Source organism: Anoxybacillus suryakundensis, assembly GCF_001418025.1.
In the GTDB taxonomy this organism is placed as follows: domain Bacteria; phylum Bacillota; class Bacilli; order Bacillales; family Anoxybacillaceae; genus Anoxybacillus; species Anoxybacillus tengchongensis.
The window spans coordinates 94,443-116,369 of record NZ_LIOK01000008.1; the positions used below are offsets into that span (position 1 = coordinate 94,443).

Consider the following 21,927-nt stretch of genomic DNA (forward strand, 5'->3'; position numbering starts at 1 on the left):
TCTTCCTCCGTTTAACAATTACGAATTGAACTTTTCGGTCAATTCTTGATTTAAATCGTTTAATTGTTCGGCCATTTCAGCAATTTGTGAGGCAGCGGATGAAATTTCATCAAACATTTGATGAAACTGTTTAATGAGCGAAGTAAATTGATCGATTTTTTTACTAGTTGATTTCACATCAGTAACAGACTGATCAAAAATATGAATAATACTTTCATTTGCTTGTCGGAATGCTCGCGTTTCCTCAACGATTTGTTGAAACGCCTGTTCAAATTTGCGAATCGTTTGTTGAACAATGTCAATGTGATTTTGAATGTAGTCAAGCGATTGTTCCGTCTGCGTTGCAAGTTTTCGCACTTCATTTGCGACGACTGCAAACCCTTTTCCATGTTCACCCGCACGTGCAGCTTCAATGTTCGCATTCAACGATAAAATATTTGTTTGATTTGAAATGTTGCGAATCGCATTGACGATTTCTCCGATTTTTCGCGAGCTATCGGTCAGTTCGTTTGTAAGCGATTTTGTTCCTTCAATTAATGTAGCAACACTGTCTAGTTTTGTTAACGTTTGTTTTACATCTTCTTTTCCTTTTTCGACTCGTTCGCTCATTTGAACAGATTGACGTTGAATACTTGTCACTTCATTCAACATGCTTTGGACATTTTTTTGTACTTCAAAAATGGAAGCGGTCGTTTCTTCTGCACTTGAAGCAAGTGTTGTAGACGATTCTGTTAAACGATGTTGCAACTCTGCAATTTCATTTAACTTCATCATAGACGATGTATACGATTCAATATACGTTTCAATCGCAATTTGCATATCGAATGAACAAAGTTTGGTAAACGAGTGGTAAATGTTTGTTGCTTCTGTCGGAGGTAGCTCCTCCATTAATATGCGAAGCACTTCATTTTGAATGATTGTGTAAGCCCCCAAGTACCACTCCGGAAACAAACCGATCCGATTATGAACGTTGCCGACCACTTTTCGCCGAATAATATATTGTTCACCAATTTCTCCAGAGACCATATCCATTAGATAAGCGCGCAACGTTTGTTTTAAGCGATCAATCGTGGAATGATTGTCAATAATGCGTCTCAAATGTGGCATTTGTCCGACTCGATCGTAAAACGCATCGACGATCCGTTCGACATGTTTAGCAAAAAGCGGACGAATCGAAGCAAGTCGTTGTACATCTTCTTCTGTTAATCCGACGAAAACGACTTGTTGCTTTCGGTCACCTGAAACGAGTTGCCGATAATATGTTTCCACATGTGAAGGTGTAGAGTGGTGAAGAGAAGTGGTCTCTTTTTCTTGTTGATGTTTTTTGCGAAAAAGGTGAATCGCCCCGAGCTCATTAAAAAGGGCATGAAATGGACATTTTGACATCATTTTCCCTCCAATTTTTATAAAAAATCCCCTAGAATATTATATCATGTACTGTAAAAATAAGAAGGAAATTTTTTATGTTATTTCCGAGGGAAGCGCAAAAAAAGACAAAGTTTTCCCTCCTTGTCGAATAAGAAAGAATGAAGTAGAATGTATATTTGTGAACAATACGAACTGCGGAGAGAGAAGCGATGAGTAAAAAAATTTTATATTTGTTTTTTGTTTTAATAGGTGTTACAGTTGTTATTTTTGCGAATATGAAGCATAACATTTATACGTTCATGTAAAATTAGGTATTTCCATTAGTACATGTATACCCCTTTGTACATATGCTAGAAGTGTAACAAACTTTAATACGAAAGGGGTATGAAATATGCGCTGTCGCCCAAATATGATGCCGCCAATCGTTCATCCAACGAAATGTTGTACACAGCATCAAATGCAAACAACGATTGTGCCGCACATTCATCCGTCACATACGACGTATGTGAATCATCATTTGTTCCAGCATCAACATTATTTTCCTCATACGCAATCAGTAGTCAACGATGTATCGCATCAACATGTTGTTTGTCCAGGTCCGGGACCGTTTCCACGGCCATTTTAACCGAAGGCGATTCGCCTTCGGTTTTTTGTCGAAAAAAAGACGAAGTTTGTGAAAATGAAAAATTGACAAAGACTGCTTTTTTTGAAAGAATAGGTGTAGACATGGATAATTGAGGTGAGCAAACGTGCTTTCGGATCGCATCAACTTAACAGCAAAAGACATTCTTGAAAAAGAGTTTAAAATAAGTATGCGCGGATACAATCAAGATGAAGTTGATCGTTTTCTTGATTTAATTATTAAAGACTATGAAACATTTCATCAAATGATTGAACAATTACAACAAGAAAATGCAAAATTGAAAAGCCAATTGCAGGAGGCACAAAAACGTCAGCCATCTCAAACGGGAACGACGAATTTTGATATTTTACAGCGTCTTTCCAATTTGGAAAAACATGTTTTTGGAAACAAACTTTACGAATAAATGTTCCAACCTTTTCTATTGATTTGGCTTATCGTTTCGGATATACTAACATATGCTTACATGAATCATGTTCGGGTAATCGCTGCGATGTGTATGCATCGTAGAGGAAAGTCCATGCTCGCACGGTGCTGAGATGCCCGTAGTGTTCGTGCCTAGCGAATGCATAAGCTAGGGCAGTCTGGCGATGAGCTGGGCTGACGGCAGGGAAAGAGCCTACGTCCGTGATGGATATGGCTCGACTACCTTTAAAGTGCCACAGTGACGTAGTCTTGCTGGAAACGGCAAGAGTGGAACGCGGTAAACCCCACGAGCGAGAAACCCAAATGATGGTAGGGGCACCTTCTCAAAGGAAATGAACGGAGAGAAGGACAGGCATACAGCCTGTAGATAGATGATTACCACCGAAGTACGAGGCGCGAGCCGTTTGCAGTACGACGGAACAGAACATGGCTTACAGAACATGATTCATGGTCTCACTCTCCTGCATAACGTCAGGGGAGTTTTTGTTTTTTGGGAATATGAGGGGAGAGTTTGCCTTGAACAAAAAATTAGCATCTTTGTTGGGTTTAGATACATTTTTATCTGTGTCTCATGCCGTTATTCAAGAAGCAGACGAAGGAATCATTGTTACGGATAGTGAAGGGCATATTTTATTAGCTAACCCAGCTTTCGAAACAGTAACAGGTTATACACAAGAAGAAGTGCTCGGAAAAAAACCGAATATTCTTCGCTCTGGTTTACACGATCGAGTATTTTATGAAAATATGTGGGAAACGATACGTGATCATGGGGTTTGGAAGGGAGAAATTTGGAACAAACGAAAAAATGGCGAGTTGTTTGTAGAATGGTTAACGATTAAAGCTATCTATGACGCTACCGGAAATCCAACACATTATGTAGCAATTTTTTCAGATGTGACGCAACATAAGCGGACGATGGAGCAACTTGCGCGATTATCGAACTATGATTTGTTGACCAACGTTCCAAATCGACAATTATTTACGAAACGTCTGCAACATTTACTTGATATGGCACGTCGCTACAATCAACAATTAGCTATTTTGTTTCTTGACTTAGACCGCTTTAAATATATTAACGATGAGCTTGGACATTATAATGGAGACGTATTGTTAAAAAAGGTAGCCAATCGTTTAAAAAAGCTACTGCGCACGAAGGATACGTTAGCGCGTATTGGTGGAGATGAATTTGTAGTTATTTTACCTAAACTAAAGGATGTTCAAGAAGCTGTTAGCATAGCAGAACAAATGATTGAATCATTACAAGCTCCTTTTATGTTAAACGGAAAAGATGTATATATGTCAGTAAGCATCGGCATAAGCATGTACTCAAACGACGGAGATGATGGTGAAACATTATTACGTCGAGCCGATCGCGCGATGCAAAAAGCGAAAGAAAACGGAAGAAATCGCTTTGAGTTATATACAGCTAAGTTAGACTACCAAAGCGAAGTGGTCATGTTAGAAAATTATTTACGAAAAGCGATTGAACGAAATGAATTATTCATTTGCTATCAACCCATTGTTAATATGAAAACGAAAAAAATTGAAGCACTTGAAGCGTTAATACGTTGGCAACAACCGAATATCGGTTTCATTTCTCCTGGGCAATTTATTCCGCTTGCAGAAGAAACGGGATTGATTGTTCCAATAACAAAATGGCTATTCGAACAAGCATGTATACATATCAAGGCGATTCATCAATTCGCTCCGCATATGAAAATCGGAATGAATATTTCTGCTGTTCATTTTCAACAAGATGATTTCGTTGAGCAACTATCGACGATTGTCAAACAAAACGATGTACATCCACGCTTTTTTAAATTAGAACTAACGGAAAGTACGATTATGCCAAATGCAGAGGAATCTGTTCAAAAACTTGTACAGTTAAAACAGTGCGGTTTTAAACTAGCTATTGATGATTTTGGGACAGGTTTTTCTTCATTAAGTTATTTGCATCGTTTTCCAATTGATATTTTAAAAATCGATCAATCGTTTATTCGTCGCTTATCTTTATATAGCGATGATGCGACGATCGTCTCAACAATTATTATGATGGCGCATCATTTGCATTTATCGGTCGTGGCGGAAGGGGTCGAGACAGAGCAACAATATGAATTTTTAAATAAACAACAATGTGATATGGCACAAGGATATTACATTGCTAAACCGATGCCAATAGATGAGGTGCAGCACTTTGTTCAAGAATGGAATGAATATATCAATGAAAGGTGAATGAATATGGGACAGATAACGTTAATTGCTACTGCAGCAATGGGGCTTGAGTCCATTGTTGCAGATGAAGTTCGAGCGCTCGGGTATGACTGTCAGGTGGACAATGGAAAGGTGACGTTTGTTGCAGATGAGCGGGCGATTTGTCGTACGAATTTATGGCTTCGCACAGCCGATCGGGTGAAAGTGAAGGTGGGGGAATTTCGTGCAACGACGTTTGAAGAGTTATTTGAACAAACAAAAGCGTTGCCATGGGCACAGTTTTTACCTATGGACGCCCAATTTCCTGTTGTTGGGAAGTCGGTTAAATCAAAATTGTTTAGTGTATCCGATTGTCAAGCGATCGTAAAAAAAGCGATTGTTGAACATTTAAAACAACATTACGGCGTTTCATGGTTCGAGGAAACAGGTGCGCAATTTCGTATTGAAGTCGCTTTACATAAAGATATCGCTACATTAACAATCGATACGAGTGGTGCTGGGTTACATAAAAGGGGATATCGTATCAAGCAAGGAGAAGCGCCATTAAAAGAAACGTTAGCGGCAGCGCTCGTTCAGTTAACGAATTGGAATCCGGATCGTCCATTTGTTGACCCATTTTGTGGATCGGGAACGATTACGATTGAAGCAGCGCTGATTGGCCAAAATATTGCACCAGGATTTAACCGTGATTTTGTATCTGAACAATGGAGTTGGATTCCATCTCGATTTTGGGATGAAGCGAGGGAAGAGGCGGAAGATTTAGCGCGCTATGATCAACCGCTACATATCGTCGGCTTTGATATTGATCATCGTATGGTAGACATCGCGAAAACAAACGCACAAGAAGCAGGACTAGCTGATTTAATTACGTTTAAACAGATGCAGGTAAAAGATTTTCGAACGAAAGATGAGTACGGTGTGATCGTCGGCAATCCTCCTTATAGTGAGCGACTAGGGGAAAAAGAAGAAGTAGAACAGTTATATCGGGAAATGGGAAAAACATTCGCTGCACTCGATACTTGGTCGATTTATATATTAACATCTCACCGCCACTTTGAGCAGTTGTACGGGAAGCAGGCAACAAAACGCCGAAAACTATTCAACGGTTTCATTGAAACGCAATATTATCAATTTTGGGGACCTCGTCCGCCGCATTCATATGAAAAGCTGTCTCATTGACAGCTTCTTTTTCTTTTCAACTTCATTGACTTCTTTCTTTTTTTGGTCGATAATTAATGTTTGTGTACTTCGTTAAAATTAATGGAGGGGCTAAAAAATATGAGTAAATATCCGTTTGCATTAAGTAAAAATGAACATTTTTTTGATAAATTAAACGAATGGATTGGGGACGTGTTTTACGATATTTTACCTGAAGCAGGGTTTGAATTACGTGATGAGCAAATTTTTATGGCATTTCAGCTTGAGCGAGCATTTAAAGAGAAAAAAGTGATGTTTGCGGAAGCAGGGGTAGGTACGGGAAAAACGATTGTATATTTACTTTATGCCATTTGTTATGCACGATATATCGGAAAACCTGCCATTATTGCTTGTGCAGATGAAACGCTCATTGAACAACTTGTGAAAAAAGAAGGAGATATTGCTAAAATTTCACGAGTTTTAAACATAAACATCGATGTCCGCTTAGCGAAGTCACCAGACCAATATTTATGTTTAAACAAATTGGACGATATATTAATGACCGAAGAGGAAGAATTGTACGAGCAAATTTTTGACGAATTGCCTCCATTTGTTCATGATCATGCTCCGCTCCAGACGTTTTACCATTACGGTGATCGAAAAGATTATGCTCATTTAAGCGATGAGCAATGGTCAAAAATTGCTTGGGATCCGTTTCAAGACTGTTTAGCATGTGAAAAGCGCCATCGTTGTGGCCAAACGTTATCGCGTGACTATTATCGCAAAGCAACGGATTTAATTATTTGTTCTCACGATTTTTATATGGAACATATTTGGACGTATGAAGCACGGAAACGTGAAGGACAGTTACCACTGTTACCAGAAGCGAGTTGTGTCATTTTTGATGAAGGGCATTTATTAGAGTTTGCTGCTCAAAAAGCGTTAACATATCGTATGAAAGAAACGACATTAGAAACGTTACTTTCCCGTTTATTAGAAAATGATATTCGTGAACAATTAGCTTATTTAATCGAAGATACATTAGAACTTAGTGCACGATTTTTTGATGAATTGATGAATCATGCTAAAGCGGTATCGGGATCTAATCGTCAAGAGATAGCATTTACTGCATCTCTTTTGCAACTGGCACAAACGTTACGAACAAAAGTAGAACAAATTGGAGATGAACTCGTATTTGAGAGTGAAACGTATACGATTGACCATTATCAATTGAAAGTTGTTGATGAATATTTAGACCAAATTCATCATTCACTATATTTATTCATTCATAATCGTGACGCCATTACATGGCTTGAGTCGTCACTTGATGGTAACACGCTTGTCATTATGCCGAGAACGGTACAAGAAGTGTTGCGCGAAAAAGTGTTTTCTAAACATATTCCATTTATTTTTTCATCTGCCACATTATCGAATGAAAAATCATTTGATTATATGGCAAAAAGTCTTGGCATCGACGAATATTTATCATTTCATGTTGATTCTCCATTTGACTATGATGAACAAATGACGATTTATATGCCAATATTTGAAAATAACGAACGCATATTTGAAGAGAAATATGCGTACGCCATAGAAAAAATACGTGAAACAAATGGGCGTGCGCTTGTATTGTTCCCGACGCGTGAACAGTTAAATGAATTTAAAGCTCGTGCTCAGCAAGAAGACGGATTCACTTTTTTATTTGAAGGAGATCAAGAAATTAGCGAACTTGTTTCACGTTTTCAAAATGAAGAAGAGACGGTTTTATGTGCCCAACATTTATGGGAAGGATTAGACATTCCAGGTCCGTCACTAAGCAATGTCATCATTTGGGCACTTCCTTATCCACCGAATGATCCCGTTTTTCAGACGAAGCGAAAACAAACGGACAATCCGTTTTGGGAAGTGGACGTTCCGTATATGGTTTTACGATTGCGACAAGGAGTAGGGCGTCTCATTCGTCAACGGGATGATCGAGGAATCGTATGTATTTTTGTGACAGACGATGAGCCAATGCAAGTGATTGAAACGATCAAACGTGTATTACCGACAGAGGTACATCAAAAATGAAGGAATATTTGTAAGTATTGTAGAATAACAAATACAACGGAATGGAGGGAAGAAAATGAAGAAAAATATTCAGGCAGTTGAAAAGCAATTTTTGCAGTACGTCAAAAAAATGATGGCATACAAAGAAGCTATTTCGCTTATGTATTGGGATTTGCGTACAGGAGCCCCGAAGAAAGGAATTGATCAACGTTCGGAAGTGATCGGGATGTTATCACAAGATGTATTTCATATGTCGACCTCAGAGCAAATGGCCGCATATATTGCGGAACTTTCAGCGAAGTCCGTACAGGAACAATTGTCACCGGTCACCCGTTATACGTTAGTAGAATGTCAGAAAGAGTACGAACGAAATAAGAAAATTCCTGCTGATGAGTATAAACAATATGTCATTTTACAGTCTAAAGCGGAAAGCGTATGGGAAGAGGCGAAAGCGAAATCTGACTTTTCCCTTTTTGAACCGTACTTAGAGCAGCTTGTCGATTTTACAAAACGTTTTATCACATACTGGGGGACAAATGGACACCCATATAATACGTTATTAGATTTGTACGAACCAGGTGTGACTGTTGATTTGCTAGACAGCGTGTTTTCAAAATTACGCGATCATATTGTTCCGCTCGTTCAACAAATTAGCGAGTCGCGACACAAGCCAGAAACAAGCTTTTTATTTCAGTCGTTTCCGAAAGAAAAACAACGATCGCTTAGTTTAGCGCTTTTAAAAGAATTAGGTTACGATTTTGATGCAGGGCGGCTCGATGAAACCGCACATCCTTTTGCGATAACGTTAAATGAAGGAGATGTCCGAATTACAACGAAATATGACGAAAACGATTTTCGGACGGCTATATTTGGTACGATTCACGAATGTGGTCACGCTCTTTATGAACAGAACATATCTAAAGAATGGGCAGGTACACCGCTTTACGATGGTACGTCAATGGGCATTCATGAATCCCAATCGCTGTTTTATGAAAATTTTATTGCACGTCATTATTCGTTTTGGAAGCGACATTATAGCTTATTGCAACAATATGCTCCGCATTTTGCTGATGTTTCATTGGATGATTTTTATCGTGCAATTAACGAGTCAAAACCGTCTCTTATTCGCATTGAAGCGGATGAATTGACGTATCCATTACATATTATTATTCGATATGAAATGGAAAAAGCATTGTTTGATGGCGCGGTTGAAGTGAGAGATTTGCCACACATTTGGAATGAAAAATACGAGGCGTATTTAGGCATTCGTCCAGAGCGTGATGCAGAAGGAATTCTTCAAGATGTACATTGGGCCGGGGGAAGTTTTGGCTATTTTCCATCGTATGCCCTTGGATATATGTATGCAGCACAGTTTAAACACGCGATGGAGAAAGAGTTTACAAACTTTGGTGAGTTGATCGAAAACGGAGAGTTCGTGCGTATTCGTGAATGGCTGACAACGCATATTCACCAATTTGGAAAAACGAAAAAACCGCTTGATATTTTACATGAAGTAACTGGAGAAGGGTTAAATCCGGCTTACTTGATTTGCTATTTGGAAGAAAAATATAAACATATTTATCGATTATAAAAAACCGGGCATTTGCCCGGTTTTTTACCAAAGTTTAAATCCTTTTGAGCCAGGAGGTGCATTTTGGATCATATCGATAAATGGAACAGTATATGCGATCAAAATGAGTACAACAGCAATACCGATCCATAATTTCCAGTTTTCAAATACGAGTGGCGTACGCTCAGCCTGTTCAGCAACTTCTGCAACAGGGAACTCTGTCTCACCTTTTGGAGCGAAAAATGCTAAGTTTGTAACGATAATGAGTACAAGAATAATGCCGATGAACAAAATTGTTCCGCCAACTGCTTGAGCGATTTGATAAGGAATCCACTCTAGCGCTTGTGGTGCATCTCCGTATGTTGAAAACGCTGAACGACGTGGAGCGCCAAGCAACCCAGCAAAGTGCATTGCGCTAGACATAAAAATCATACCAATCGACCAAACGATCGTTTGAATAATTGCTAAACGGTTCATCGCCTTTGTCATCACACGTCCCGTTAAATGTGGGATGAGCCAATAAGCTGCACCAAAGAATGTTAATACAACAGTTGTTGCTAATGTTAAATGGAAGTGACCCGTTACCCAAATCGTATTATGAACAACTTGGTTTAATTGGTGTGATGCGTTGACAAGACCACCGGCACCAGCAGGGATAAAGAACAACATACCGATAAACGGTGCAAAGAAACGAGCATCACCCCAAGGGAGTTTACGTAACCATCCGAATAATCCTGTTGCTCCTTTAGAACGACCGTACATCTCGAACGTTGCAAACATCGAGAACGCTGTCATTAGTGATGGAATAACAACCATAAACGTTAAGACAACTTGCAAGTACTTCCAAGCTGGATCGATTCCAGGTTCCACGAGTTGATGGTGGAAACCGACAGGGATTGAGAAAATTAAGAATAAAATGAATGACATGCGTGCAAGGGAATCAGAGAACATTTTTCCGCCAATAATTTTTGGAATAATGGCATACCAAATCATATATGCCGGTAATAACCAGAAATAGACGAGCGGGTGACCAAAATACCAGAATAATGTTCGGCTTACAAGTACGTTAATGCGATCGACGTAGCCTAATGACCAAGGAATAAGTTGGAATAATACAGTTGCAGCTACACCTAGCGAACAAATAAGCCATAACACCATGTTAACAACAGGCATGAACGTAAGCAACGGACTTACTTGACCAGGATGAGCTTTTTTCCATTTAGCATAGTGAGCAAACATCGCAAATCCGCTAATCCAACTACCGACGACAACAAGTGTTAAACCAATATAAAAGCCTGCATGTGCTTGTAGAGGTGCATAAAACGTATATAAAACAGAAGCTTCACCAATTAAAATGTAAAAGGCAGTAATCGCTGTGCCGATTGTCATGAGCCAAAAACCGACCCAGCCCCAAAATCGGACGCGATCAGAAAGCGTTCCGGCCGTACGACTGACAGCTGCAAATTGGAAACCAATGATAAAAAATGTAGTTAAAACAAGTCCAAGTAATACACCGTGAGTTGTTAAAATCGTATAATAGCTAATGCCTGCTGGCAATTCAAATTTTCCTGAGCGCACAAGCACTTGTAATAGACCGGCAAGGCCTCCTAACGCAAGTGCAACGAAAGCGACATAAATATGAGCCATCGCTAATTTACCATCACGCGCATCTACTTTCCAAGTTCCGTTCATCATTGTTCAACCACCTTCACTTTCGCCGTCATTAAGTGGTGACCGGCACCGCAATATTCGTTACACAAAATCACATACTCCCCGACTTTATCGAATGTTTGTGTATAACTACTTACATAACCAGGTTCAACCATCATGTTCACGTTTGTTCCGGCCATTTCAAATCCGTGAATGACGTCTTTTGTCGCTACGTTAATCGTTACTTTTGCTCCTTTTGGAATTTCTACTTGATTTGGCGTATACGCAAATGCAGAAGCAACGATATTTAATTGATATTCATTATCCCCTGTTTTAACAAGGCCCGGTTTATCAAAAGGTGGTGTTTGGTCGACTTTTTCTGGGTCGATCGTTGTTAAACAGCTTGGTGGCTGTGTGCCTTGTGCAAATGCACCAACCCCTAAGACAGCTAAAAATACGAATAATGAACCGATGCCGAAAAACAGCCAAATTTTTTCATACTTATGCATGTGCATCATGTCCCGTCCCCTTTCTCTCTATAAACGATTCAAAAACAAGAAATATACGCTTACCCACGTGAAAATGAGGAAAAATCCCAAAAACAAAACAGAAACGAGAGTTCCTTTTAATGGGGGTTCTTTCTCCACTTTTGTTTTTGGTGTGTTTGTGTTTAATTGGGTTTTCATTAGCGCTCCTCCCTTCCTAAATAAACCTTAACTAGAAATGTATACACTTACATCATACAAAACAATTTGCGAAATGAAACGTTTTCTTGATACATTTCACAAATTGTTCATTCGTTACTTTACCATCATCATAACCGTAAAAATAAGGAGTAGCTGTGACTTTTGTCACATGAATTTTGTGAGGTTGTGAAAAAAGTGTGAAATATTTAGAAAAAGATGGTTGGGAAATAAAAAAAGAAGCTCACAAACGCAAGCTTCTTTTGTCTACTCATTATCAATCGTTAAAATGAGCTGCAATTCTCCTTTGCTTTCGAAGTAAATCGGGACGCGAAATGCTTTATCAAAACCGTAAATTTTTGTTTGACCAACAAGAACAGTGGGAGGAGTAATGTCGATTGTAATTCCTTTTTGAGATACGATCGTTGCTAAGTTTCCTGCAATCATATTACCAAGTTCACCGGTAAATGATTCGAGCATTTCACCCTCTAAAGGCACACCGAACATCGTTTCTCCGATACTCCCAAACATCGTTTCATGTCCTTCAATCATAAGACGTCCCCGTAAGTCTCCGGTCATTCCAATCAATACACTAATGGACGTTTGGGTGAAAGGTTGTGTAAACAAGGAAGGTTTGTCAATTGTCATCGTTAGTGGGATGACAGAACGAATCGATTCGATCGTTCCATTTAAAATCGTTGTAATTTTTTCACCTAAAGCCATAAAAAGCCCCCCCTTTTTCTTCATCATAACAAATTTTTTACTTCAATTACATCACTTTTCGACAAATACAGACAAAGAAAATATAAAAAACATAGTGACGAAACAATAAATTGCGTTATAATGAAAGTGCACAACAACATACCTCCTTTCAAAACGTTGAAAGCTTTCCTCCTATTGCCGTGAGGAAAGCTTTTTTACTTAATATGTATAAAATTGTTTTATTAGAAAAATACTATCATTAATGAAAGGAGGGAAATGGATGCCAAGCATCGCTGCAGTGGAATTAGCTGAACTTCCTTATCGTGTTTCACAAAAAGAAGTGATGAATGCAATAAAATGTATGTTTCAACATCGTTATGAACATATTGACCGTCTATTGTGCATTTTTGAACACGACCATATTCAATCAAGAGCGTTTGTACAACCATTAGATTGGTATATGACAGAGCACTCATTTGCTGAAAAAAACGCACTGTATATTGAACATGCCGTTCGATATGGGAAAGAGGTAATCGAACGTTGTTTACAGAGCGCCAATATTCATTTTGAAGATATTGAAGCCATCTTTTATATTTCGACAACTGGGATTGCTACACCGAGCATTGAGGCGAGAATAATGAACGAGCTACCTTTTTCGATACATACGAAACGAATTCCTATATGGGGACTTGGATGTGCAGGGGGAGCAGCCGGCATTGCTCGCGCGGCAGATTATTGTCGGGCATATCCAAAAGCGAAAGTGCTTGTCCTTTCGATAGAATTTTGCAGCCTAACCTTCCAACTTGACGATGTGTCAAAAAGCAATCTTATTGGCACATCACTATTTGCTGATGGAGTAGGTTGTGCGTGTGTTGTAGGGGATGATGTGCAGTTGCGAAGTATAGCTCCACAAGTGATCGATATGCAATCGATGTTTATGCGTAACATGGAAGATGTCATGGGGTGGGATATAAAAGATAAAGGATTTTACGTGGTTTTTTCTAGGCATATTCCGACTATTATTCGTCAATCGATTGGTGGAATTGTAGAATTGTTTTTACGGAAAAATGGGCTTGACGTTTCGCAAATTGAACATTTTGTTGTACATCCAGGTGGTAAAAAAGTGCTTGATGCTTATCAAGATAGTTTACATATAGATGAAAATAAGTTAACTTACGCGATTCATGTTTTACGGGAGTACGGAAATATGTCGTCTGTGACTGTGCTTGCTGTTTTACGACGTTTTTTACAACAGTCTATCACTCAACAACATGGCTTAATGATGGCGATGGGGCCTGGGTTTAGCTGTGAGCTTTTATTGTTAAAATGGGGAGAAAAATCATGAGATGGAACGTGTTTTTCTTTTTAATTGTTCAGCGATTTGTTGAGTTGTACTGGGCAAAAAGAAATGAACGATGGATGAAGAAGAGAGGAGCAAAAGAATTCGGACAACATCATTATAAATATATCGTTTGTATGCATAGTTTATTTTTTGTTTCGCTTTTGCTGGAAAGGAGGAAGAAACGCGAACCGACTTTATGGTCATTTTTGTTTAATATATTTATCATTTTACAACTGTTTCGCTTTTGGATCATCGTTTCACTTGGACGGTGTTGGAATACGAAAATTATTGTATTGCCAAATACAGAACGGATACAGAAAGGGCCGTACCGATGGTTTCGACATCCCAATTATTTTGTTGTTGTGCTTGAATTTATTATTATTCCCCTTATGTTTCAAGCATATTGGACGGCTTTCATATTTACAGTATGGAACGCGTACCTTTTATCGATCCGTATTCGTGTGGAGGAACAGGCGCTACGTTTATTAAAATCCCCTCATAAGTAGGGGAATTTTTATGTATTTTTTTTGTGAACTACAGTAAAATGAAGGTAGATTTTTTAAAAGGGGTATGGGGAAAAATGCAAAAAACACAAACAGAACCGTTGCAACAATGGATATACCGCTTAATTGCACTTCATGATCAATTTGTCGAGATAGGCGACACAGTGCAATCTAAAAAAACAAAACAATTAATTAAAAAAGCGTATGATGGAGAGTTTACGATTGCTTTTTGTGGTCATTTTTCTGCTGGAAAGTCCAGTTTAATTAACGAATTGATTGGAGCTCCACTTTTACCATCTAGTCCAATTCCAACGAGTGCAAATCTTGTAAAAGTAAAAGCAGGAAAGCCGTATGCGCGCGTATATTATAAAGCTAGTCAGCCGATTGAATATGTTGCTCCTTACGATTACGAAGAAGTAAAAACGTTTTGTCGAGACGGTGATACTATCGATATGATTGAAATTAGTGATGAAACAGATGCGATTCCAAGTGGGATTGTACTGATGGATACACCAGGTATTGATTCGACAGACGATGCTCATCGCTTGGCGACAGAGTCTGCTCTTCATTTAGCGGATGTTATATTTTATGTGATGGATTACAACCATGTCCAAGCGGAAATGAACTTCGAGTTTACAAAGCGGTTATCGCAGTATGGAAAAACGATATACTTAGTTGTGAATCAAATTGATAAACATCGTGAAGAAGAGCTTCCGTTTTCACTGTTTGCTCACTCGGTGGAAGAAGCGTTTCAACAGTGGGGAGTTGCATTTGAACGCATTTTTTATACGTCGCTGAAACAAAAGAAGCATGTATATAACGAGTTTGAAGCATTAAAACAACTATTACAGTCGCTTTTTGGCGAAAAAAATAAGCGACTTCAACAAAGTATACATATTGCGGTCGAGCAAATGATTGATCACCATATGCAAGCAGTGATTGCGCAACAGGAAGAAGAAGAACAAAACATTCGTCAATTGCTTTCGTTCAATAATGAACAGGAACTTTTGAAAAAGATCGAAGAAATAGAGAAAACGATTAATGACATAAAGAAAACATGGTCAACCGCTAAGCAGCAGGTTGAACAGCAGCTAGCAACAACATTAGATAACGCCTACATGATGCCTTATGAAACGAGGGAGTATGCGCGTGCCTATTTAGAAGCATGTCAACCTGATTTTAAAGTCGGCTTTTTATTTACAAAGAAAAAAACCGAGGAAGAACGAGAAAAAAGATTGAATGCTTTTTATAAAGATTTACATAAAAAAATTGAAAGTCAGTTGGAATGGCACATTCGTGACTTGTTGAAACGGTTTTACGAGCAATATGATATCCGTGATCATGAATTGTTACATCACATTCAACAATTAAAAGTTCCATTTTCTAAACAATGGCTTGTTGAACAGAAAACGAATCAACCGCTTGTAACAGGAGATTATGTGTTAACGTATACGAACGATATAGCAACCGAAATCAAACGGTTATATCGCGACGTAGCCCTTCAAGTAGTGGATCAAATGATTAACAAAGGAAAAGCACAACAACAATTAGCGATATATGAGCAACAACTTGCACAGCTCACGGAGGAACATTCGCGTTGGGAACGATTAAAACAACTTGCGCGTCAACGTGAACATACGCGTCAACAGTTGCGAAAAACTATTGAAACCGCAATGCCACTAAGCGATGAAGCCGTTTATCCGTTTATTCAGGAGAAGTTTATGATACGAGAAAGCAAACGAAAGACAGAAGAAGTTTCCCGTGCGAACGAAAAGATACAAGAAGAACATCCAATTCCATCAGCACAAACGACGAGCGAGACGGTTGAACAAATGATTGAAAAATTGCGTACGGTTAGCCAAATGATTGCTCCGATTGAAGGATTGAAACAATTAGCGAAAGAAATGAACGAAAAGGTTCGGCAGCTTCAACAACGGACGTTTACGATTGCCTTATTCGGGGCTTTTAGTGCTGGAAAATCTTCGTTTGCAAATGCGTTAATTGGCGAACACGTCTTACCTGTTTCGCCACATCCAACAACGGCGACAATTAATAAAATTGTTCCACCAACAGATGAGCATCCACATGGAACCGTTGTCGTACAAGTGAAAACGGAGCAACAGCTTTTAAACGATTTGCAACACTCTTTGCGTTTTTTCGGTATACAAGTTCACTCATTACAAGAGGCGATCGAAGAAAGCGCAAAGGCGATTTGCAATCACCATGTTGAAGCAAAAGAACGCGTACATTGGGCGTTTTTACAAGCCGTTGTGCGTGGGTATGAACAAATGAAAGAAAAGCTTGGACACTTGCTTACGATTTCACTTGAGCAATTTCGCGAATATGTAGCGAATGAAACGAAATCGTGTTTTGTTGAATGGATTGAGCTGTATTATGATTGTCCATTAACTCGTGAAAACATCATTCTTGTTGATACACCAGGAGCAGATTCTGTCAACGCTCGTCATACAGGGGTCGCATTTAACTACATTAAAAATGCCGACGCGATTTTCTTTGTCACATATTATAACCATGCGTTTTCAAAAGCGGATCGCGAATTTTTAATTCAGCTTGGTCGGGTAAAAGATACGTTTAGTTTAGATAAAATGTTTTTTATCATTAATGCAGCTGATTTAGCGCATACAACAGAGGAATTACAAGCCGTTGTTCACTATGTGAAAGACCAGCTTTTACAATTTGGTATTCGTCATCCTCGTCTTTTTCCATTATCGAGTAAATGGGCGCTTGTCGAAAAGAACGGGGAAACATTCAAACATGACGTATTATCGAATTCAGGAATGAGCACGTTTGAGCAAGCCTTTTATCCGTTTATTCATCAAGAAATCGGTTCATTAGCGATAGCTTCCGCTCGTTTACAAATGAAACAAGCGCACAAACGGTTAGCAGAATATATTGCAGAAGCAAAACGAAGCGATGATATAAAACGCAAGAAGCTACAAACATTACAACAAGAGAAACAACAGCTTGAGCGGATTATCGAACAATACGAAATAAATCATGACATTCATGCAATCGAACAAGAATTGAACGAGTTAGTTTATTACATTCAACAGCGCGTTTTTTTCCGTTTGTCAGATTGGTTTAAAGAGTCGTTTAATCCGTCCGTTCTTCATGATCGACAAGCAAATATAAAAAAAGTGTTACAATTATGTTTAGACGAATTGTTGTATTCCATTGGATTCGATTTGGCGCAAGAAATGCGAGCGACTAGCTTACGAATGGAAGCATTTATAAGCAAACGTTATGATCTTCATTTTATGGCGTTAGAGAAACAGTGGAAGGAAGTTCATGATCTCATTGTAACAAAAGTGGATCTTCCTGTTTTTCCAACATTGGAATTTCCGCTTGCTTTTGAACAACTAGAGCGCAGCATATTTAAACAAGCGCTATCGTTGTACAAAAATGCGAAATCATTTTTTGAAAAAGATGAAAAGCGGTTGATGAAAGAACAATTAGAACGACAATTACACGAGCCGGTTGCAACGTATATAAATGAACAAAAACAACGCTTGCTTGCGCATTATACAAAACAATGGAAGACCGTTATTGGGCGGCTTCATTGTCATATGTGTGAACAGATGAATGAACATTTTGCTGGTTTGCTTTCGGCATTAACCGCTCAAGCATCAATAGATGAATTGCAACGCATTTACGATATGATTGGAGGAATGAATGATGAGTGAAGTTCATCAAGCAATTACAGCGCATTCACAAAAACAACACGCACTCGTTCGAGCATTTGTCGAGCTAGATGTGAAACGGGAGATGTATATTGAAGAAGCAGTTGCTTTATGTCAACGAGGAGAGTCATTTTCTGTACACAAGATTAACGAAGTGACAAAACAAATAAACGAACTAGCGAAAAATGGAATCGTGCCACAACGAAAATATGTGACGGTTGACATGGTAAAGGAATATGTCCAAAAATTAAATAATCAATCATCGTAGTGTAAAACGTCCCGTTCGTGCATACTATTCGTGTACGAAAAGGAGGGTTTGAAACAATGGGACGAACAAGATTAGGAAACGCAAATGCACAACGAAACAATAACGCCAAGCAAAAAAATGACTTCAATAACGAATTTGCTTCATATGCTGAAGTGGAAGTAACAAAAATGAGCAATGAACACAAAAATATTCGATAAGGCGCACATGCGCCTTTTCTTATGAGATGATAAATAGAAGGGTAGGTGTGTTGATGAAAAAGTGGTTTGCCATCATGGTTTTATTTAGTTTTTTTGCATATATGCTTTGGGAACATATGACGGAAAGACAAACGATAGAAACCGGTATTCATGTAGGAATGAAGGCTCCTGATTTTTCCTTACAAACAACCGACGGGAGAACGGTTCAACTTTCACAACTGAGCGGAAAAGCGGTTATTGTGAATTTTTGGGCGACGTGGTGTCCGCCGTGTCGTGCAGAAATGCCAGATATGCAAAAATTTTATGAACGATATGGTCAACAAGTAGAAATTTTAGCTGTAAATGTAATGGTGAGAGATTCACAAGAAAAGGTACGTGAGTTTATTAAAGATTACCGTTTAACGTTTCCAGTTGTATTAGATGTTGATGGCGATGTGATGAAACAATATGACATTCAACCGATTCCCACATCGTTTATTATCGACCACCAAGGAATTATTCGTGAAAAACAAATTGGTCCCATGTCATACGAACAAATGGTGCGATATGCAGAAAAATGGGGGAAATAGCCGAGCAGTCGGCTATTTTTTGTATATTTTTCATTATGTTTGGAAAAGATAGAAAAAAACAAAAAGTAGGTGAATACGTGATGCGGAAAATGAGAAAACGAACATTTGCAGAGCTAGTACTGGAAAATAAGCGACAGTTATTGAACGATGTCCGTGCATTAGAAAAATTGGAAGAGAAAATGGAAACACGCTGGCTTCATAAAGCAGAGTAATGTGGTCATACTACAAAGGAGAGGGGGATGAAAAATGGGTAATCCAAAAAGTAATCAACAGCCATTTGTGCCGCAACATATTGGAACGAAATCGAGAGCAGCCGGTGGCAATAAAGGAAAGCAAATGCAAGATCAATCTGGTCAACATCCACAAGTGATTCAAACGAAAGGAGAATAATGAGGGCGAATGTTCGCCCTTATTATAGTTTACATAATTTTTTTATGATAAACAAAATAATATGTATAACGTAAAAAAAAACGTACACGATAAAGGGTGTACATTTTTATTTTAATAAGGAGGATGATCAAATGAAGCCTAATCATGATGACCGTCGCGATAATGTAGAGAAGTTACAAGACATGGTACAAAACACGATCGAAAATATTGAGAAGGCAGAAGAAACAATGGCATTCGCTAGTCCAGAGGAGCGTGAAAAAATTAGAGAAAAAAATCACCGTCGCGAAGAGGCAATTGAAGCGATGAGAGCGGAAATTAAAGATGAGGCAAAAGCACGAGAAAATGGATATGAATTGTAAAAGCCGCATACGTGCGGCTTTTTGTATGTTTTCTTTTGTTTCGTTATAAGGGTGGATTTTCTACTTTTCTCATGTTTATGGTAAAATGATGATAAAGTATCGTGATTTTGGAGAGTGAGAAAAATATGATCATTTCGCAAAAAGAGATTGAGGTTCGTTATGCAGAAACAGATCAAATGGGGATTGTCTATCATGCCAATTACTTAATTTGGCTAGAAATAGGACGAGCTCATTTTATTCAACAGCTTGGTTTTCAATATGCTGACATGGAGAAGCAGGGAATTGTGTCCCCAGTTATAGATTTACAAATCTCTTATAAAAAACCGTTACGATACGGAGAAACAGCCACAATCAAAACATGGGTGGAATCATATGATGGTATTCGAGTTGTTTATGGGTATGAAGTATTAACCCCAACGAATGAAATCGCGGCAACAGCAACTTCGAAACATGTTTGTGTAACGAAAGAAACGTTTCAACCTGTTTTAATTAGAAAATATTTTCCTGATTGGCACGAAGCGTATGAACGCGCAAAAAAGAGATAAAAGCGGGAGAGCCCGCTTTTATCTATATATAAATACCGGTTCGTTTTGTTTTTCATCAAACTCAATATGTAAATCGTGACCATCAAAATACCACATATCGTTTTGTTCGATAAAAAAGATGATGCCCTCTTTTTCTAACGTTACGGCTACATCGATTGGTTCTTCCTTATTCACTCCTAGAGAAAAGCCTTTTTGTACGTTACTACATCCACCATATCGAGCGAAAAAACGAACATAGTCCCCCCGCTGTAATTGGAGTTCTTCTTTATACCACTGAAACGCTCGATCACACATGTATATGTTCATTATGTTCACCATCCTTCACCAATGATTATAAAAGAACGAGAAGCATTTTTCTATTTTTGAATACCCGATTCAAGAAAAAATAAAAAAGGAACTATACAAATGGTGGCAAAACATGTATCATTAATCCGTAATGATTGTGAGAGCGAAAGGAGTGACAGTTCCGTTATGAGCAGGGCGAACACGAATGAACCAGAACCAGCAATAATAGGGGAAGTAGCTTCGTTTTTTGGCGCTGGAACGTACTGCTCACAAACGAAACAGGCGCTCCAACGACAAAAAAGTGGCGCTTACCTCTTGTAGAGAAGATAGGGGGAGTTACGCCATGATGAACATTTATTTATCAAATGATCAAGGAAAATTAGAGGAAATTCATGAGCTCAAAAACGGCTGTTGGGTAAACCTCGTTTCTCCAACAGAAAGTGAAATTCGCTATATCGCAGAGCATCTTAATATTCCGATTGACTCGATTAAAGATGCACTAGATGATGAAGAGCGGTCACGCATCGAAAAAGAAGACAACCATGTGCTCATCATCGTTGACATTCCGATTATTACGTACGATGAGGGAAACATTCCAACATATGAAACCATTCCAATTGGAATGATTATTACAAACACCTGTTTTATTACTGTTTGTCTTCAAGAAAATCCAATTTTTGAGGAGTTTACAAAAAATAAGGTGAAGCATTTTTATACGTATATGAAAACGCGTTTTGCGTTACAAATGTTATATATGATTTCTACGTATTACTTAAGATACTTAAAGCAAATTAATCGAAAAACAAGCGAAATTGAAAAACAGCTGCATCAATCGATGCAAAATAAAGAGTTGTTTTCTTTACTCAGTTTAGAAAAGAGTCTCGTTTATTTTACGACATCATTAAAAGCAAATAATATCGTGATGGAACGGTTACTTCGTTTAAATTATTTGCGGATGTATGAAGATGACCAAGAATTGCTAGAAGATGTCATTATTGAAAATAAGCAAGCTATTGAGATGACAGAAGTATATAGTAGCATTTTAAGTGGGATGATGGATGCATTCGCTTCCGTCATTTCAAATAATTTAAACATTGTTATGAAATTTTTAGCTGCAATTACAATTGTTATCTCCTTTCCAACGATGGTGACAAGCTTTTATGGGATGAATGTTCCGATCCCATATCAAGATAAGCCGTATGCGTATTTAGTTGCTTTAAGTATTTCTTTCGTTCTTTCGAGTATTACGGCGTTTGTTTTTTGGAAGAAGCGTTATTTTTAAAAGGACGGTATGTACCGTTCTTTTTTTGTGTCTTAAATAAAAACGAACAT

The 21,927-nt window shown here is 38.4% G+C and carries 24 protein-coding genes and 1 other RNA gene; 19 read left to right on the forward strand and 6 right to left on the reverse strand.

The annotated features are described in order from the left end of the window. Nucleotides 1-18: 18 nt before the first annotated feature. Nucleotides 19-1,386, reverse strand: coding sequence for a globin-coupled sensor protein (locus ASC42_RS07745; protein WP_055441279.1), 1,368 nt, complete (start codon nt 1,384-1,386; stop codon nt 19-21). Nucleotides 1,387-1,759: 373 nt separating this feature from the next. Here ASC42_RS07745 and ASC42_RS07750 point away from each other — a divergent pair, with 373 nt between their 5' ends. From ASC42_RS07750 to ASC42_RS07775, 7 genes are all read left to right on the forward strand, one after another. Further along, nucleotides 1,760-1,993 (forward strand): CotD family spore coat protein, encoded by a 234-nt coding sequence (locus ASC42_RS07750; RefSeq protein WP_055441280.1) that lies wholly within the window; start codon nt 1,760-1,762, stop codon nt 1,991-1,993. A gap of 124 nt (nt 1,994-2,117) precedes the next feature. Beyond that, nucleotides 2,118-2,414: a cell division regulator GpsB gene (gpsB, locus tag ASC42_RS07755; RefSeq protein WP_055441281.1), complete on the forward strand. Its 297-nt coding sequence runs from the start codon at nt 2,118-2,120 to the stop codon at nt 2,412-2,414. A gap of 67 nt (nt 2,415-2,481) precedes the next feature. Further along, nucleotides 2,482-2,873: RNase P RNA component class B (gene rnpB, locus ASC42_RS13690), an RNA gene on the forward strand. 59 nt (nt 2,874-2,932) lie between these two features. Continuing rightward, nucleotides 2,933-4,666, forward strand: coding sequence for a putative bifunctional diguanylate cyclase/phosphodiesterase (locus ASC42_RS07760; RefSeq protein ID WP_055441327.1), 1,734 nt, complete (start codon nt 2,933-2,935; stop codon nt 4,664-4,666). Between the two features lie 6 nt (nt 4,667-4,672). Beyond that, nucleotides 4,673-5,824, forward strand: coding sequence for a THUMP domain-containing class I SAM-dependent RNA methyltransferase (locus tag ASC42_RS07765; RefSeq protein ID WP_055441282.1), 1,152 nt, complete (start codon nt 4,673-4,675; stop codon nt 5,822-5,824). A gap of 99 nt (nt 5,825-5,923) precedes the next feature. Beyond that, on the forward strand, nt 5,924-7,852 hold the full coding sequence (locus tag ASC42_RS07770; protein WP_055441283.1) for an ATP-dependent DNA helicase: 1,929 nt from the start codon (nt 5,924-5,926) through the stop codon (nt 7,850-7,852). Nucleotides 7,853-7,907: 55 nt separating this feature from the next. After that, nucleotides 7,908-9,422, forward strand: a complete 1,515-nt coding sequence (locus ASC42_RS07775) for a carboxypeptidase M32 (RefSeq protein ID WP_055441284.1) — start codon at nt 7,908-7,910, stop codon at nt 9,420-9,422. 24 nt (nt 9,423-9,446) lie between these two features. Here ASC42_RS07775 and ASC42_RS07780 read toward each other — a convergent pair whose 3' ends face one another. The 4 genes from ASC42_RS07780 to ASC42_RS07795 form a co-directional block, all read right to left on the reverse strand. Then, nucleotides 9,447-11,096, reverse strand: coding sequence for a b(o/a)3-type cytochrome-c oxidase subunit 1 (locus ASC42_RS07780; RefSeq protein ID WP_055441285.1), 1,650 nt, complete (start codon nt 11,094-11,096; stop codon nt 9,447-9,449). Continuing rightward, the gene (locus tag ASC42_RS07785; RefSeq protein ID WP_006318623.1) at nt 11,093-11,566 is read right to left on the reverse strand and encodes a cytochrome c oxidase subunit II; all 474 of its coding nucleotides are present in this window, start codon (nt 11,564-11,566) and stop codon (nt 11,093-11,095) included. Before ASC42_RS07785 ends, ASC42_RS07780 begins: the two co-directional genes overlap by 4 nt. 21 nt (nt 11,567-11,587) lie before the next feature. After that, nucleotides 11,588-11,737: a cytochrome c oxidase subunit 2A gene (locus tag ASC42_RS07790; protein WP_032101802.1), complete on the reverse strand. Its 150-nt coding sequence runs from the start codon at nt 11,735-11,737 to the stop codon at nt 11,588-11,590. Between the two features lie 264 nt (nt 11,738-12,001). Then, complete coding sequence (locus tag ASC42_RS07795; protein WP_055441286.1) at nt 12,002-12,457, reverse strand: chemotaxis protein CheX; 456 nt, start codon at nt 12,455-12,457, stop codon at nt 12,002-12,004. A 259-nt stretch (nt 12,458-12,716) separates the two neighbouring features. Here ASC42_RS07795 and ASC42_RS07800 point away from each other — a divergent pair, with 259 nt between their 5' ends. The 10 genes from ASC42_RS07800 to ASC42_RS07840 all read left to right on the forward strand — a co-directional run bounded on the left by ASC42_RS07800 (nt 12,717) and on the right by ASC42_RS07840 (nt 20,310). Continuing rightward, nucleotides 12,717-13,781, forward strand: a complete 1,065-nt coding sequence (locus tag ASC42_RS07800) for a type III polyketide synthase (protein ID WP_055441287.1) — start codon at nt 12,717-12,719, stop codon at nt 13,779-13,781. Next, complete coding sequence (locus ASC42_RS07805; protein ID WP_055441288.1) at nt 13,778-14,284, forward strand: isoprenylcysteine carboxyl methyltransferase family protein; 507 nt, start codon at nt 13,778-13,780, stop codon at nt 14,282-14,284. Before ASC42_RS07800 ends, ASC42_RS07805 begins: the two co-directional genes overlap by 4 nt. Before the next feature lie 74 nt (nt 14,285-14,358). Beyond that, complete coding sequence (locus tag ASC42_RS07810) at nt 14,359-17,985, forward strand: dynamin family protein (protein WP_055441289.1); 3,627 nt, start codon at nt 14,359-14,361, stop codon at nt 17,983-17,985. Further along, nucleotides 17,978-18,250 carry a YpbS family protein gene (locus tag ASC42_RS07815; RefSeq protein WP_032101798.1) on the forward strand — a complete coding sequence of 91 codons (273 nt, stop codon included), beginning with the start codon at nt 17,978-17,980 and terminating at the stop codon, nt 18,248-18,250. Before ASC42_RS07810 ends, ASC42_RS07815 begins: the two co-directional genes overlap by 8 nt. A gap of 56 nt (nt 18,251-18,306) precedes the next feature. Further along, nucleotides 18,307-18,447, forward strand: coding sequence for a hypothetical protein (locus tag ASC42_RS14045; RefSeq protein ID WP_167338102.1), 141 nt, complete (start codon nt 18,307-18,309; stop codon nt 18,445-18,447). Nucleotides 18,448-18,500: 53 nt separating this feature from the next. After that, nucleotides 18,501-19,016: a peroxiredoxin family protein gene (locus tag ASC42_RS07820; protein ID WP_072242697.1), complete on the forward strand. Its 516-nt coding sequence runs from the start codon at nt 18,501-18,503 to the stop codon at nt 19,014-19,016. Nucleotides 19,017-19,096: 80 nt separating this feature from the next. Then, on the forward strand, nt 19,097-19,228 hold the full coding sequence (locus ASC42_RS13695) for an FbpB family small basic protein (RefSeq protein WP_072242699.1): 132 nt from the start codon (nt 19,097-19,099) through the stop codon (nt 19,226-19,228). A 34-nt stretch (nt 19,229-19,262) separates the two neighbouring features. Then, on the forward strand, nt 19,263-19,406 hold the full coding sequence (locus ASC42_RS07830) for an acid-soluble spore protein N (protein WP_032101796.1): 144 nt from the start codon (nt 19,263-19,265) through the stop codon (nt 19,404-19,406). 131 nt (nt 19,407-19,537) lie between these two features. Further along, complete coding sequence (gene tlp / locus ASC42_RS07835; protein ID WP_032101795.1) at nt 19,538-19,765, forward strand: small acid-soluble spore protein Tlp; 228 nt, start codon at nt 19,538-19,540, stop codon at nt 19,763-19,765. A gap of 125 nt (nt 19,766-19,890) precedes the next feature. Continuing rightward, the gene (locus ASC42_RS07840) at nt 19,891-20,310 is read left to right on the forward strand and encodes an acyl-CoA thioesterase (RefSeq protein ID WP_055441292.1); all 420 of its coding nucleotides are present in this window, start codon (nt 19,891-19,893) and stop codon (nt 20,308-20,310) included. Nucleotides 20,311-20,328: 18 nt separating this feature from the next. Here ASC42_RS07840 and ASC42_RS07845 read toward each other — a convergent pair whose 3' ends face one another. Continuing rightward, complete coding sequence (locus ASC42_RS07845; protein WP_032101794.1) at nt 20,329-20,616, reverse strand: HesB/YadR/YfhF family protein; 288 nt, start codon at nt 20,614-20,616, stop codon at nt 20,329-20,331. Nucleotides 20,617-20,781: 165 nt separating this feature from the next. Here ASC42_RS07845 and ASC42_RS14350 point away from each other — a divergent pair, with 165 nt between their 5' ends. Together ASC42_RS14350 and ASC42_RS07855 are read left to right on the forward strand one after the other, a co-directional pair. Beyond that, nucleotides 20,782-20,916, forward strand: a complete 135-nt coding sequence (locus tag ASC42_RS14350; protein WP_280790528.1) for a hypothetical protein — start codon at nt 20,782-20,784, stop codon at nt 20,914-20,916. A gap of 22 nt (nt 20,917-20,938) precedes the next feature. Further along, entirely contained in the window at nt 20,939-21,877 is a 939-nt protein-coding gene (locus ASC42_RS07855; RefSeq protein WP_055441294.1) for a magnesium transporter CorA family protein, read from the forward strand. Nucleotides 21,878-21,927: the final 50 nt, after the last annotated feature.

Bases quoted from the DNA above. Each gene is read 5' to 3' on its own strand.
- ASC42_RS07745 (WP_055441279.1), bottom strand. From the start codon at position 1,386: ATGTCAAAATGTCCATTTCATGCCCTTTTTAATGAGCTCGGGGCGATT.
- ASC42_RS07750 (WP_055441280.1), top strand. From the start codon at position 1,760: ATGCGCTGTCGCCCAAATATGATGCCGCCAATCGTTCATCCAACGAAA.
- ASC42_RS07760 (WP_055441327.1), top strand. From the start codon at position 2,933: ATGAGGGGAGAGTTTGCCTTGAACAAAAAATTAGCATCTTTGTTGGGT.
- ASC42_RS07765 (WP_055441282.1), top strand. From the start codon at position 4,673: ATGGGACAGATAACGTTAATTGCTACTGCAGCAATGGGGCTTGAGTCC.
- ASC42_RS07770 (WP_055441283.1), top strand. From the start codon at position 5,924: ATGAGTAAATATCCGTTTGCATTAAGTAAAAATGAACATTTTTTTGAT.
- ASC42_RS07775 (WP_055441284.1), top strand. From the start codon at position 7,908: ATGAAGAAAAATATTCAGGCAGTTGAAAAGCAATTTTTGCAGTACGTC.
- ASC42_RS07780 (WP_055441285.1), bottom strand. From the start codon at position 11,096: ATGATGAACGGAACTTGGAAAGTAGATGCGCGTGATGGTAAATTAGCG.
- ASC42_RS07785 (WP_006318623.1), bottom strand. From the start codon at position 11,566: ATGCACATGCATAAGTATGAAAAAATTTGGCTGTTTTTCGGCATCGGT.
- ASC42_RS07790 (WP_032101802.1), bottom strand. From the start codon at position 11,737: ATGAAAACCCAATTAAACACAAACACACCAAAAACAAAAGTGGAGAAA.
- ASC42_RS07795 (WP_055441286.1), bottom strand. From the start codon at position 12,457: ATGGCTTTAGGTGAAAAAATTACAACGATTTTAAATGGAACGATCGAA.
- ASC42_RS07800 (WP_055441287.1), top strand. From the start codon at position 12,717: ATGCCAAGCATCGCTGCAGTGGAATTAGCTGAACTTCCTTATCGTGTT.
- ASC42_RS07805 (WP_055441288.1), top strand. From the start codon at position 13,778: ATGAGATGGAACGTGTTTTTCTTTTTAATTGTTCAGCGATTTGTTGAG.
- ASC42_RS07810 (WP_055441289.1), top strand. From the start codon at position 14,359: ATGCAAAAAACACAAACAGAACCGTTGCAACAATGGATATACCGCTTA.
- ASC42_RS07815 (WP_032101798.1), top strand. From the start codon at position 17,978: ATGAGTGAAGTTCATCAAGCAATTACAGCGCATTCACAAAAACAACAC.
- ASC42_RS14045 (WP_167338102.1), top strand. From the start codon at position 18,307: ATGGGACGAACAAGATTAGGAAACGCAAATGCACAACGAAACAATAAC.
- ASC42_RS07820 (WP_072242697.1), top strand. From the start codon at position 18,501: ATGAAAAAGTGGTTTGCCATCATGGTTTTATTTAGTTTTTTTGCATAT.
- ASC42_RS13695 (WP_072242699.1), top strand. From the start codon at position 19,097: ATGCGGAAAATGAGAAAACGAACATTTGCAGAGCTAGTACTGGAAAAT.
- ASC42_RS07830 (WP_032101796.1), top strand. From the start codon at position 19,263: ATGGGTAATCCAAAAAGTAATCAACAGCCATTTGTGCCGCAACATATT.
- tlp (WP_032101795.1), top strand. From the start codon at position 19,538: ATGAAGCCTAATCATGATGACCGTCGCGATAATGTAGAGAAGTTACAA.
- ASC42_RS07840 (WP_055441292.1), top strand. From the start codon at position 19,891: ATGATCATTTCGCAAAAAGAGATTGAGGTTCGTTATGCAGAAACAGAT.
- ASC42_RS07845 (WP_032101794.1), bottom strand. From the start codon at position 20,616: ATGAACATATACATGTGTGATCGAGCGTTTCAGTGGTATAAAGAAGAA.
- ASC42_RS14350 (WP_280790528.1), top strand. From the start codon at position 20,782: ATGAGCAGGGCGAACACGAATGAACCAGAACCAGCAATAATAGGGGAA.
- ASC42_RS07855 (WP_055441294.1), top strand. From the start codon at position 20,939: ATGATGAACATTTATTTATCAAATGATCAAGGAAAATTAGAGGAAATT.